Origin of the sequence: Oceanobacillus picturae, from assembly GCF_000612865.1 — a bacterium.
In the GTDB taxonomy this organism is placed as follows: domain Bacteria; phylum Bacillota; class Bacilli; order Bacillales; family Amphibacillaceae; genus Oceanobacillus_B; species Oceanobacillus_B jordanicus.
Genome location: NZ_CCAX010000001.1, coordinates 2141246 through 2154398, shown reverse-complemented (window position 1 = coordinate 2154398; position 13153 = coordinate 2141246). Strand labels below are relative to the sequence as shown.

General features: G+C 38.0%; 14 protein-coding genes and 1 pseudogene. 12 read left to right on the top strand and 3 right to left on the bottom strand.

All coding sequences use genetic code 11. The features are described from left to right. Window positions 1-188 precede the first annotated feature (188 nt). The 7 genes from BN988_RS10810 (at window position 189) to BN988_RS18900 (ending at window position 6068) form a co-directional block, all read left to right on the top strand. Window positions 189-1622 (top strand): phosphohexomutase domain-containing protein, encoded by a 1434-nt coding sequence (locus BN988_RS10810; RefSeq protein WP_036576104.1) that lies wholly within the window; start codon window positions 189-191, stop codon window positions 1620-1622. A 22-nt stretch (window positions 1623-1644) separates the two neighbouring features. Beyond that, entirely contained in the window at window positions 1645-2814 is a 1170-nt protein-coding gene (locus tag BN988_RS10805) for an extracellular solute-binding protein (RefSeq protein WP_036576102.1), read from the top strand. Between the two features lie 12 nt (window positions 2815-2826). Next, window positions 2827-3450, top strand: coding sequence for an NUDIX hydrolase (locus tag BN988_RS10800; RefSeq protein WP_036576099.1), 624 nt, complete (start codon window positions 2827-2829; stop codon window positions 3448-3450). Window positions 3451-3464: 14 nt separating this feature from the next. Next, the gene (locus BN988_RS10795) at window positions 3465-4295 is read left to right on the top strand and encodes a hypothetical protein (RefSeq protein ID WP_036576097.1); all 831 of its coding nucleotides are present in this window, start codon (window positions 3465-3467) and stop codon (window positions 4293-4295) included. Between the two features lie 120 nt (window positions 4296-4415). Further along, window positions 4416-5240: an endonuclease/exonuclease/phosphatase family protein gene (locus BN988_RS10790; RefSeq protein ID WP_036576095.1), complete on the top strand. Its 825-nt coding sequence runs from the start codon at window positions 4416-4418 to the stop codon at window positions 5238-5240. A 342-nt stretch (window positions 5241-5582) separates the two neighbouring features. After that, window positions 5583-5858: a hypothetical protein gene (locus BN988_RS10785; protein ID WP_036576092.1), complete on the top strand. Its 276-nt coding sequence runs from the start codon at window positions 5583-5585 to the stop codon at window positions 5856-5858. A gap of 51 nt (window positions 5859-5909) precedes the next feature. Next, the gene (locus tag BN988_RS18900) at window positions 5910-6068 is read left to right on the top strand and encodes a hypothetical protein (RefSeq protein WP_155988287.1); all 159 of its coding nucleotides are present in this window, start codon (window positions 5910-5912) and stop codon (window positions 6066-6068) included. A gap of 232 nt (window positions 6069-6300) precedes the next feature. On the opposite strand, the pseudogene BN988_RS10780 reads toward BN988_RS18900, so the two are convergent. From BN988_RS10780 to BN988_RS10770, 3 genes and pseudogenes are all read right to left on the bottom strand, one after another. After that, a pseudogene (locus tag BN988_RS10780) lies at window positions 6301-6612 on the bottom strand (DUF1048 domain-containing protein); the annotation flags it as partial. Continuing rightward, window positions 6609-6962 (bottom strand): DUF1048 domain-containing protein, encoded by a 354-nt coding sequence (locus BN988_RS10775; RefSeq protein WP_036576089.1) that lies wholly within the window; start codon window positions 6960-6962, stop codon window positions 6609-6611. The gene BN988_RS10775 and the pseudogene BN988_RS10780, both read right to left, overlap by 4 nt. A gap of 5 nt (window positions 6963-6967) precedes the next feature. Further along, window positions 6968-7303, bottom strand: coding sequence for a PadR family transcriptional regulator (locus BN988_RS10770; RefSeq protein WP_036576088.1), 336 nt, complete (start codon window positions 7301-7303; stop codon window positions 6968-6970). A 230-nt stretch (window positions 7304-7533) separates the two neighbouring features. Between BN988_RS10770 and BN988_RS10765 the strand changes: the two genes are divergently transcribed. The 5 genes from BN988_RS10765 (at window position 7534) to BN988_RS10745 (ending at window position 13150) form a co-directional block, all read left to right on the top strand. Further along, complete coding sequence (locus BN988_RS10765; protein WP_036576086.1) at window positions 7534-9249, top strand: pyruvate oxidase; 1716 nt, start codon at window positions 7534-7536, stop codon at window positions 9247-9249. 89 nt (window positions 9250-9338) lie between these two features. Next, window positions 9339-10910: an FMN-binding glutamate synthase family protein gene (locus BN988_RS10760; RefSeq protein WP_051557828.1), complete on the top strand. Its 1572-nt coding sequence runs from the start codon at window positions 9339-9341 to the stop codon at window positions 10908-10910. Between the two features lie 271 nt (window positions 10911-11181). Continuing rightward, window positions 11182-11487: a PTS sugar transporter subunit IIB gene (locus BN988_RS10755; RefSeq protein ID WP_036576083.1), complete on the top strand. Its 306-nt coding sequence runs from the start codon at window positions 11182-11184 to the stop codon at window positions 11485-11487. 12 nt (window positions 11488-11499) lie between these two features. Further along, the gene (celB, locus tag BN988_RS10750; protein ID WP_036576081.1) at window positions 11500-12828 is read left to right on the top strand and encodes a PTS cellobiose transporter subunit IIC; all 1329 of its coding nucleotides are present in this window, start codon (window positions 11500-11502) and stop codon (window positions 12826-12828) included. 10 nt (window positions 12829-12838) lie between these two features. Beyond that, the gene (locus tag BN988_RS10745) at window positions 12839-13150 is read left to right on the top strand and encodes a PTS lactose/cellobiose transporter subunit IIA (protein ID WP_036576078.1); all 312 of its coding nucleotides are present in this window, start codon (window positions 12839-12841) and stop codon (window positions 13148-13150) included. Window positions 13151-13153 lie beyond the last annotated feature (3 nt).

Genomic DNA, 13153 nt, shown 5'->3' with positions numbered 1-13153 from the left:
TAGGGGAGGAAAACAGGTAAAGAGAGATAATTTAAGTACTGCATAAATAAGGGATAATTCAATCGTTGAAAAAGTGTTAAGGAAATGATATTAGCGTAGCGAACTAATATTGAATGTGTGGAAGAAGGATGAGTGTTCTAGTTGTAGTTTGGAGTTGGACAGATAACTTTAATATATGGAGGGATTACATGATTCGTTTTGGTACTGGAGGCTGGAGAGATATAATTGGGGAAAACTTTACCTTTGATAATGTACGAAGATTTTCGCAAGGAGTTGCAGAACAAATTATTCAACAAGGGAAAAAAGGTCAAGGGGTTGTAATTGGGTACGATAATCGATTTATGGCAGAGGAATTCTCAAAATCTGCTGCAGAAGTTTTTGCAGGTAATAATATTAAAGTGATTCTGTTAACACCATCTGTACCAACACCGTTAGTTAATTTTGTTACAAAGGAGAAAAATGCAGCTGCCGGTCTAACCTTTACAGCCAGTCATAATCCCCATATATACAACGGTATTAAATATGTGTGTGAAGGTGGCCTTCCAGCTACCGAAGAGGTTACATCAAACCTGGAAAAATCAATTAATAATATACCTATTGAGGATATTAAGAAGTTGTCTTATAAGAAGTCTCTTTCAACAAAGTTAATAACCAGAAGAAGCTACACAGACGAGTTTATTAATTTTATAGAATCCCAATTGGATATGGATTTAATAAAGGAATCTTCTATTAAAGTGTTGTATGATCCAATGTTTGGTACAGGTGTGAACGCACTGCTTACATTACTTGTGGATACCCGTTCTAATGTGAAAATTATTCATGATGAAGTGGACCCCCTTTTTGGTGGACGTGTTCCTGCTCCAACTGAAAGCACACTATGGCGTTTAATGGCAATGATGAAAGAAGGAGATTACGATCTTGGTATTGCAACAGACGGGGACGGAGATAGAATTGCTATTATTGATGAAGAAGGAAATTATGTAGACGCTAATGAAATTCTTACTATATTATATTATTATTTCTTGGAATATAAAAAGGAGAAGGGTAATGTAGTACGAAACATATCAACAACACACTTACTGGATGAAATAGCAGTTAGCTATGGCCATCAATGCTATGAAAAGCCAGTTGGTTTTAAACATATTGCAGAAGGAATGCTGGAAACGAAGGCCATTCTAGGTGGAGAAAGCTCAGGAGGAATTACGATCAGAGGTCATCTATTGGAAAAAGATGCGATATTATCTGCAGGTATATTGCTCGAAATGCTTGCCCACACAAAAATGTCGCTTAGAACAATTCGTGAAGAAATTGTATCTAAGTTTGGGAAAAGATTTTTTAAAGAATATAGTTATACGTATGAAGCAGATGATAAAGAATTTATTGAATCTATCATCACTAAAGTGAAAGCTGAAGAAATATACAAAGATGAACTACTTAATTACAAGACTTATGATGGTGTGAAATGGGAATGGCAGGATGGAACGTGGTGTTTAGTCCGATTTTCGGGAACTGAACCTTTATTAAGAATTATGGTAGAATCACCCAGAAAGCAGGAGATAGATTCTATCATCCAGAATGTAATAAGTATTATTGAAAATAAAGTATTGCTGAATAATCCATAAAACATTTCTAGGGGTAGTTACATTGAAAATTAAAATTTTATTAACTTTGTCAATATGTATCGTTATTATCTCCACCGTTTATATAATAAATCTATTAAATCAGGACTTTATATTAAACAAAGATGACGACTACAATTCTACAATTAATGTATGGATAACTACCCCAGGATTAGTTTCAGCTTTGAAACAATTTCAGACAGAATCGAATAATAGAATGAATGTGAGAGAATTTAAGGATACAGAAGCGCTTTTCGAAGAATTAGAATTAATAGATACAGATAATAGTGAATACCCTAATATCGTAGAAACGGACTCCAATTTTGGGATGGAGGAAATTTCAGAACTTGGAAATATAGTTCCACTCAGCGAAGTATCAAAAAGTTTACCTGATCAATTTTATCATTCCATTAGTCTTAATTTCTATCACAATGATTCATTGTTCGCCTTTCCAGTTGGCGTTGAAATACCGCTGATTTTGATAAATCGTACAATCATAAATAACCAAATAAGTACAGATCTGAGCCTATATCCATTTGCTACAGAAAGCCAACTGGTGCAATATAAGCGGATACAAAACAAGATTGATAAGAACGACAATACAAAGCCGTTTTGGTTTTTTCATTTAGATAATAATATACCGTTATATTGGAATTCTTACTTATACTCCCATGGGAATAGTGATACGCATTCTTTTACTGATATGTGGAAGCGATTGATTGTAGAATACGAACTAGTTCCCCCCTTGGATAATCATATGGCAATTACAAGATTTGCAAATACGGAGGTTGGTGTATTAATAACTACTTCTCAGCAGTTACAAACTATTCAACACCTAATTGGTAATAGCTTTGAATTTGAAGTACTTCCCTTTATTCAAAATAACAATGATCCTATTCTCGTATCAGGGAATGGACTTGTGGTTCTTAGAAATAGTAAACATATAAAAGAACTCTTCCAATTTATGAGTAGTGACGAAATACAAACGGAGATTTTGAGTAAGACAGGGTGGTTTCCTACACTGAAATCTCTGTGGAACAAACCAGAAGTCTTACATGAGCTTCCGATGGCAAAACATTTAAATTCCTTACTAAAATACAGTGGGAATTTTAGAGGGAAGAAACCTACGAATAATGCCAAAAGCGAACAGACTGGTATTAAAAAGAAAGCTCATAAAATAGAAAGTGACTATTGAGGAGGATTTACGGTGGAAACGGCTCAGCAGATAAAGCTTTGGGCAAGACAAATAAAAGATATCGCACAAACTGGCTTAGCCTATGGAACAGACGTTTTTGATCGGGAAAGGTATCATCAAATGAACGAAATAGCTACACAAATGCTCTCATTTATTTCGGGTAAAAAAATGGAAGAAATAAGGAAATTGCTTCCCATAGAAACAGGTTATAGCACACCAAAAATAGCTGTAAGGGGTGTGGTATTAAAAAAGGGAAAGTTATTAATGGTTAAAGAAGCAGCAGACGGATTATGGTGCCTACCAGGCGGTTGGTGTGACACTGGCTTATCTCCGAGTCAAAATATTATAAAAGAGATAGAAGAAGAAACAGGTTTACGAACAGAAGCAACTAGACTTCTTTGTTTGTTTGATCAAACAAAACATCGTTCATCCGTAACATTGCAACATATTTATACCATTTATTTTCAGTGCGAGTTAATTGGTGGGGAGTTAAGAAATAGTATAGAAACGGAGGATGTAGCGTTTTTTAATGAAAACGAGCTACCCTCTCTTTCAAGTGAAAGAATAATGACTTGGCAAATAAAAAAAGCATTGTATGTTGCTAGAAAAGATAGCAGCAACATATATTTTGACTAAGATGGAGGTGTGCTATGAAAATAGTTGAGCAATTCATTCAGTCCAAATCTGGAAATATTGATCAATGTGAAGATACATTTTACTGTAATGAACATTTTGCAATAGTCATTGATGGAGCAACAAATGTCTCTGGACGACAGTTTTCCGGGAAGTCCCCTGGGCAACTAGCCGCAGCTACCATTAGAGATACTTTCCTACAATTGAATGGGAAAGAGGATATTATAGCTATCATTCAATCGATTAATTTAAATTTCCAATATTTGTATAAAACATTAGATATAGAAGCTGAAATACTTGAGAAGCCATACATACGCCCTAGTGCTGCTATGATTGTTTTTAGTAAATTTCATAATAAAGTATGGATGATTGGCGACTGCCAATGTTTCTATAATGATACGCTATACCAAAATATTAAGCGGGTAGATCAAGTATTTGAAGAAGTCCGGAGTATTATAATAAAAGGAGAATTACAAGCTGGGAAGCGGCTTGAGGAATTATTAGAAAAAGATATCGGTTTTGAATTGATTAAACCTCTCATTCAAAAACAGTATAATTTCCAGAATGCGACACCGATTAGTACTTTGAGCTATGGGGTGGTGAATGGTTTTTCCATTCCTCCCGAATTAATAAAAACACTCGAAGTATCCCAGCAAACAGAGTTTATTTCACTCGCCTCAGATGGATATCCTAGAATTTATGAAAACCTGGAAAAGTCGGAAGAGGAGCTGGCCAGGCTTCTTTTAATAGACCCACTTTGCATTAAAGAAAATATTGGTACAAAAGGTGTAGCTAAAAACAATATATCTTTTGATGATAGAACGTATTTAAAAGTCAGAATTAAATAAAAATATGGTGACCATTAATTATGTACATCATGAATGACTTATAGATGCTTGGTAAAACTCCCAAGGAAAGTGTGGTGAAACTAAAAGTTTTAAAAATTACAAGGAGAGGGAGAGTTTTAAATGAGAAAGTATCTTTTCGGAATTGGTTTAAGTATTCTATTGGTATTCTCCATGTCAACAAGTGTATTTGCAGATGGGAAGGGATATGGAAAAGCAGTTGAAGTTAATGTCATGTCCTATAACATTTATCACGGTGTAGGACTGGATGGGACGCTAAGTTTAGAAAGAATCGCAGATGTCATGCGAGATGCTGAAGCAGAAATTATAGGGATACAAGAGGTGGATAGGTTTTATGGTGAGAGAAGTGATTTTCAAGACCAGGCAAAAGAATTAGCTGAATTACTTAACTACCATTATGTGTATGGCGCAAATCTTGACTTGGAACCTGGTGAAGGGCAAAAAAACAACAGACAATATGGTACTGCTATACTAAGCAAGTACCCCATCATTGATTCAGAAAATATCTTTCTCAGTAGCTTTGGTAAGGAGCAGCGAGGCCTTCTTCGGGCAAAGGTTAATGTTAGAGGCATCCATGTAAATGTGTACAATACACACTTAGGGTTGGATGTGCCTAGTCGCATGGCACAAGTAGAAGAAGTTATTGATGTTACGTCATCATTTAGTGGTCCACGGATTTTGACTGGTGACCTTAATGCAGAACCCGATAGTGAGGAATTTCAATTTTTACTGGATGGAGGGAACTTTGTAGATAGTTTTGCAGGGGAAGAGAATGCTAATACTTTCCCGGTAATTGATCCGACTAAAAGGATAGATTATATTCTGCATTCACCGTCCATAGAGCTATCCAATCAGCGAGTAATCTACTCTGAAGCATCAGATCATCTACCGATAGTTACGGAAATGAAAATTAAGCGGGTAAGATAAGAGAGCCCGTTAAGTATTAAAAATATTTAGGAATTTCTATAAAAAGGAAATGGAAATTGTTATTGAAAATTACTAAACTTATAAGAATATCCGAAGCTTAGGGTATGCCAAAAAGGCTAGTGCCTGTTTTGATTTCTGGGTCGATGAAGGAGTAGGTATTTTTCAAGAAGGGTAGCTCACTGGTTATGGCGAGCTGCCCTTTTTTATGTAAATGGAATAAGAAGTATATATTGGAAGTTAAGAATGAGCAGCTAAAGTCCAATTTAAATAAATCAATACAGATAGGAGGAAGGCGGGCTAAAAAAGTAATATTGAAATTAGCATAAGGAGGGGGATTATATAGTGAGAAAACCAACCTTTATGGTCATGATTTTATTCATCCTTTTAATATCTGCTAGTTGTGAAAGCCCTAAGATATCAGAAGATGAGGCTGTATCTATCGTTTTAGAAAGTCATTCACGAGGCAGTGAAGAAGTTAAGATAAAAGCAGTGAGTCATCGTTTTGGGGAGTATAAAGTGGAGTGGGAAATTGATGCAAATTGTGAGTTTGGTATAGACTATATAGATGATCAAAGCGGGGGAGATTGTAAAAGGCGAAGAGACAAATTGTTAGTCTAAAGGCTGTTAAAATTAATTATTACTGACCCGATGAAACAAAGGAGGGATAGTATGGCACGGATTATCCAGCAAAACAACGAGGAAGTGAAAATGAAATATATTGTCATCACACTACTCTCATTGTTTACTTTAAAAAAGGTGAAAAGGATTGAGAAGCTTAGAGAAGAGTTAAAAGAACGGCAGGAAGAAGATGACTATAACAAAGTTTAAGAAGACTTCGTTGAGGTAAAAGTCTACAATAATGAAAACGTAAGATACACCAACTTTCAATTAGCTGGTGCATCTTTTACGATGCGGCTTCACTAAGCAACACTACATTTTTGACCTAGAAAGAAATTTTTATAGCCATTATCTCCGAAAAGCAATAAAAGGGAGTATCTCTCTCTTCATGACTGTGTAAAATAAAATATCCACTAAACTCAATGTAGTTACTTCTTTTTATCAATTTTTTCTTGACCGACTCTTGATAGAGATCCGCGTATGTTTTGGAGTCTTCAATTAGCGCATCAGAGAATGCAGCAACATCTGTTCCTGTAACCTCAAGCACACTCTTGCCTGTAGCTACTCCTTCTTCAAAGAAGGTGAGAATCTCAGATAGCAATCCAATCCCTTCGCCCAGCTCAACGGGTCCGACTTTAAAAAGATATTTTTGGATCTCTTTATAGACAATTTGGTAGTCTTCGGGAAGTGATTTAACACGTGATACATGGGCTCTCCATTCTTTTTTACCTTCAATTATTTTTTTAATATTCATTTAAGCCCTCCTAATTTTTTTAATACATTCTTGTTAAGTTGGTCACGCCATTTATCTCTATAATTTATTGCACCGTCATCCCCAACAAGCGCGGCACAGAAGCCCTTAATATCATCACCTAGTACTTCTTCGACGGTTTGGCCGTCTGCTGCTGTCACTTCAAGTAGTTCAAGGGCGCTGTCTAGAATCGGCATTAGGTTTCGTCCGGTAAAATCAGTGTAAACCCAGAGATTATTTTTGATCTCTTCCCAAGCAGTTTGATATTCAGCAGGTAGGAGTTTAGAGCGTGCTTCAAAGTTTTTCATTTCTTTCGTCATATCGCTACCGGTCACTTTTTCAAAGAAGTTCATTATCGTCATCTCCTTTTCATTTCTTTCGTTTTAAGTTCTTCAAGTTTGTTTGTGACAAAACCCCATTTTTCCCAAAAGAGATCAAGCTGCTCTCGGCCTGCTTCGGTAAGGGTATAAAACTTTCTGGGCGGTCCAACAGTGGACTTTTTTTTCTCAATGTTAACTAGATTGTTTTTTTCGAGCCTTATCGTAATCGTATATACCGTGCCTTCCACAACATCGGTAAAGCCTAGATCTCTTAGGTGTTGCGTGATTTCATAGCCGTACGTTTCCCCGCGACTTATAATCTCAAGCACACACCCCTCGAGTACTCCTTTAAGCATTTCTGTAATATTTTCCAAATTCATCCCTCTTTTGTGTTTCGATACTTTTTTTGTGCGTGACATCTTACGTGTTAGTATTCTGTATTACTTACTAATGGTATACAGTATTACAGAGTAGCGTTATTTGTCAACCCATTTTTTCGACGACGAATTTTCAAAATAACGAAGTAAGGTTTTATTCACATGTGAAAGGGAAGTGATTATATAGCCATGAACAACAATAAGCAGTAAAGAAGGAGAGTCTATCAATGAAAGCATCGGAAGCGGTTATTGATATTTTAAAAGATTGGAATATTAAGCATGTATACGGGTATCCGGGTGATTCTGTAAATAATTTAATCGAAGGATTGCGAAAAGCAGAAGATGACATCCGGTTTATCCAGGTACGGCATGAAGAGGTAGGTGCGCTTGCTGCCTCGGCAGAAGCTAAGTTGACGAATCATGTTGGTGTTTGTTTATCAATCGGCGGACCTGGAGCAATCCATCTGTTAAACGGAATGTATGATGCAAGAGAAGATGGCGCACCATTAGTCGTCATTACCGGGCAGGTTTCCCAAGACCTAGTCGGCACCGACAACTTTCAAGAAGTAAATCTGGAGCGAATGTTTGATGATGTCGCAGTGTTTAATAAACGGGTAACTTCTGGGGAGCTCGTGCAACCTTTACTTAAACAAGCCTTTAAAGAAGCAACAACGCATAATGGTGTGGCTGTCTTAACGATCCCGGATGATGTTTTTAAAGAGTCTGTTAAAAAAGATAAGCTGCGTTCAACCGTTCAAAGCAATTATCGACTATTCCCTGAAAAGGAGGATGTTGCGCAGGCTGCTAAACTGTTACACGAAGCGGAAAAGCCTGTCATTCTTGCTGGTAGAGGCGCACTCTCTGCACGAGAACAACTAGAAGAATTTGCACAAAAAATAGCAGCCCCTGTTGTCGTCTCATTACCTGGTAAAGGAGTACTCCCAGATGAGCATCCGTATAACTTAGGGAATTTAGGACAAATAGGTACCAAACCATCCTATGAAGCAATGGAAGAAACAGACCTGCTTATCTTAATTGGAACAGGTTTCCCGTATCGTGATTTCTTGCCTGATGATGTCCCGGCAATACAAATCGATATTGATCCCGCAAAGATTGGGAAATGGTATCCAACAGAGGTAGGACTTGTCGGTTCTTCAGAAGGAATTTTAGCGCGGTTTAATGAACAGCTGTCTTATAAGAAAAACCGTTCCTTCCTAGATGCATGTCAAAAAAACATGGCAAACTGGTGGGAGCATGTAGATAAGATTGCAGAGGCAAAAGAAGGAGAAGCCTTACAAGGTCCACAAGTTATGCATGAACTAAATCGTGTTGTGGAAGAAGATGCGATTCTTTCCGTTGATGTAGGAAATGTCACGTCATGGTTTGCAGGATTTTTCCGTATGACCAACCAGGACTTCGTTATCTCAAGCTGGTTAGCAACAATGGGCTGTGGTTTACCAGGTGCCATTTCAGCAAAGTTAACCAATCCGGAAAAACAAGTATGGGCAATTTGTGGCGATGGCGGATTTTCCATGGGCATGCAGGACTTTCTTACAGCTGTTAAGTACCAATTGCCAATTAATATCCTTGTCTTCAACAATGAAAAAATCGGTATGATCAAATATGAACAAGAACAAATGGGAAATATCCCATATCAAACAGACTTGCAAGGCATGAACTATGCGGAATTTGCCAAAATTAGTGGTGGCGAAGGATATAAAGTTACCACACAAGAAGAGTTGCAAGTAGCACTTGAGTCCGCAAAAGCGAATAATAAACCAACTATTATCGATGTGGATATAAAAGAACGTGCTCCATTACCAGGAAAAATAGAATGGAATCAGGCAAGATCTTATTCCAAGCATATGTTGAAAAAGCTGATAGAGGGTGAAGGGAACTTTGACATGCCTCCATTAAAAACCGTATTAAAGCGACTATTTTAAGATGAAACAATCGATCTAATTCCTAATCAGGGGATTAGATCGTTTGCTTACAATAGCTGGACGTCTTGTTTAAAGGAGAGTAATAGGAAATGGATGATGTTTTTGCGATTATCTTAATATGTCTCTTAGCGATTGTGATTATTGTCCCTGTATTCCTAATCATTAGGCTTTATGTGCATGATAGGAAGCAAGAGGAGCATTCTGTGTTACAGAATTACCCGCTTTTAGGTAAAATGCGGTATATCCTTGAAAAGATGGGGCCTGAATTAAGACAATACCTATTTAATAACGATAGAGAAGGAAAACCATTTAATAGAAAACAATTCGAATATGTGAATAAAGCAGGGAAATATCAATCAAGTTTGTTAGGATATGGCGCAGAGAAGGACTTTAAAGAGAATGACTATTACCTTGTTAACAGTATGCTTCCCAAGATGGATGAAGAAATAAAAGTAGAGAATAAGCCTACTATTTCTACACAAATCTATGAAGTAAAAGAGGAAAACCTGTTTAGTAGAAAAGAAAAACGAAAGAAATCACAAATTAAGCCGGCGTTTCTTCCCGATGAGGAGCGGGTGATTTTAGGTGAAAACACGGTTAAGGAACCTTTTTATTTAAAGGGAATCATCGGACAATCCGCGATGAGCTATGGATCACTTGGTGAAAATGCTATTACTGCCCTTTCAAAAGGGTTAGGAATGGCAGGCGGCACGTGGATGAATACGGGGGAAGGAAGTTTATCTCCCTATCATTTAAAGGGTAATGTAGATATCATCATGCAAATTAGTCCTGGTTTGTTCGGGGTGCGAGATGACGATGGGAATTTTTCATTTGAGGAATTTAAGAAAAAGGCGCAAACACCCCAAGTAAAAGCCTTTGAACTAAAACTCGCCCAAGGAGCTAAAACGCGAGGCGGGCATGTTGATGGGAAAAAGGTTACCAAGGAGATTGCGGAAGTACGAAATGTAGAAGAAGGAAAAGATATCGACAGTCCAAACAGGTTTCCTGGTATTAACACAGCAGAGGAATTGTTACACTTTCTGCAAGAACTCCGTGAATCTGGAGGGAAGCCAGTGGGGCTCAAGATTGTGGCAGGTAATGAAGCAGAAGTTGAGAAACTAGTTAAAGCTATGAAAGAAAATGATATTGTGCCAGATTTTATCACCGTAGACGGAGGAGAGGGCGGAACAGGCGCTTCCTACTACGAACTAGCTTATTCAGTTGGACTCCCTGCTTTTACTGCCATTCCGTTGGTACATGAATGCCTGGAAGCATTTGAGATTCGTCACAGAACGAAGATTATTGCCTCAGGTAAGCTGCTCACGCCTGATAAAATCGCAATGGCATTATGCTTAGGGGCAGACCTGGTCAATATTGCAAGAGGATTTATGATTAGTACTGGATGCATTATGTCGCAAGTTTGCCATAAGAATACATGTCCCGTCGGGGTGGCAACAACAGATAAAAAGCTACAGGAAGCATTGGTTATAGAAGAGAAGAAATATCGGGTATGTAATTACTTAGTTACCTTAAGGCAAGGATTGTTTGAGTTGGCAGCCATTGCTGGTCTTGACAGTCCGACCAAATTTACAAAAGATCATATTGTCTATCAATCGCAATTTAGAGCGTTTTCTAATCGGAGTAGTGTAGAGGCGAAATAGAAACGAGTAAAGCACTGGTGAAAAACTGGTGCTTTTTTTGTGGTTGATGAAATGTCTCTTTTTGACGTAATTCTACATATCTACTATCTTTTCTTGAAATCGCGACTTACTTCCAACGCATTATATAGTGGAAGCAATGAACCCCTGTCCCTCAATCTATAAAAATATAATTAAAGCATAATGTTATCGCTTACAAAATATAATGACATCAATACTAGTGTTTCTATATACAACGTTGTTTGGAATTCATTCTATTTTAGGGGGAGTAATGATGAATATTTTATTATGCTGTGCTGCGGGGATGTCTACTAGTCTATTAGTAACCAAAATGGAAGAGTATGCTACCAAACAAGGAATAGAGGGGAAAATTTGGGCTGTAAGTGCTGATGAGGTAGGAGGTCATATTGAGGAAGCGGATGTTTTACTATTAGGTCCACAAGTTCGTTACATGTTACATCAGTTAACGCCTGTTGCACAAGAAAACAATATTCCAATTGACGTCATTCCAACGGTTGATTATGGAATGATGAATGGAGCAAACGTCGTCAAATATGCCTTAAAGTTAACGGAAGAATAAGGGGGAGTCGACATGAATCGGTTTACGAAATTTTTAGAAGAAAAGTTCATGCCTGTTGCAGGGAGAATTGCCGGACAACGACATTTGCAATCACTAAGAGATGGTATCATCCTTACCATGCCTTTAGTTATTATTGGTTCTTTCTTTTTAATTTTGATGTTCATTCCAATTCCTGGGTATGAAGGGTTTATGGCAAATATATTTGGCGACGCGTGGAAGGACAAATTAGGCTATCCGGTTTCAGCGACTTTTGACATTATGGCACTTGTTGCTTCAATTGGTGTTGCTTACAACTTAGCTTTGAAATATAAATTGGACGGGTTAACAGCAGGTGCTATCTCCTTAGCAGCTTTTATACTCGCTACTCCTTATACAACCATGTTTACACCAGAGGGATCTGACACTGCATATGAAGTGGGCGGTGTAATCCCCGCTGCGCTTATGGGGAGTCAAGGACTATTCGTAGCATTACTTATTGGGATGCTGTCAACGGAAGTTTATCGCTGGGTTGTTAGCAAAAATTTGACCATTAAGATGCCAGCAGGAGTTCCGCCATCAGTGGCCAAATCGTTTGTAGCACTTGTTCCAGGGTTTGCTGTAATTGCTATTGTATGGATTGTTCGTTTAATTATTGAAGCCACACCATTTGAAAGCATTCATAACATTGTTGGTGATTTACTTTATACCCCGCTCAGTGCAGTAGGCGGAAGTTTAACGGGATCTTTGGTAGCGGTCACACTAATTATCCTCTTATGGGTTGCTGGTCTTCACGGAGCATCCATTGTTGGTGGCGTGATGGATCCGATTTGGTTATCAAAAATGGATGAAAACCGTATTGCTTTCCAGGAGGGGATGGCTGCAGCCGATTTACCGAACATCTTTACTAAACAATTCTTTGATATTTTCGTCTTTATGGGTGGATCTGGTGCAACTTTTGCGCTCGTTATTGCGATTTTGTTCTGGGCGAAAAGTAAACAGATGAAGCAGCTTGGCAGATTATCCGTAGGTCCTGGAGTTTTTAATATAAATGAACCGATTATTTTCGGTATGCCTATTGTGTTAAATCCTTTGTTAATCATTCCGTTCTTGCTAACACCACTTGTTATTGTCCTTACAACCTATATTGCGATGTCGACTGGCCTCGTTCCAAAACCAATTGGTATTGCAGTGCCATGGACGACTCCACCGGTTATAGGAGGGTATTTAGCAACGGGAAGTCTAGCTGGTTCGATTCTGCAACTTATTAACATCTTCATTGGGTTACTCATCTATCTACCATTCTTCAAGATTTGGGACACGATGAAAGTAAAAGAAGAAAAAGCGGCAGAGGAAACGAACTAGGAGGTTTTATATGAATACGGAAGAAATAAGCTTTCATATTATTTTATATGGTGGAAATGCAAGAAGTTGTGCAATGGAAGCAATGCGCTTTGCCAAGGATGCGGATTTCATATCCGCATCTGAGAAAATAAAGGAAGCCAGAAAGGAACTGGGAAAAGCACACCGATTCCAAACGGATTTAATTCAAGGGGAAGCAAAGGGCGAGATTAAACAGGTTAGTGTGTTGCTTGTCCATGCCCAAGATCATTTTATGAATGCTATGACAATTACTGATCTGGCAAGCGAAATTATTGACGTTCACCGAAGACTCGCGGAGAAATAGAAG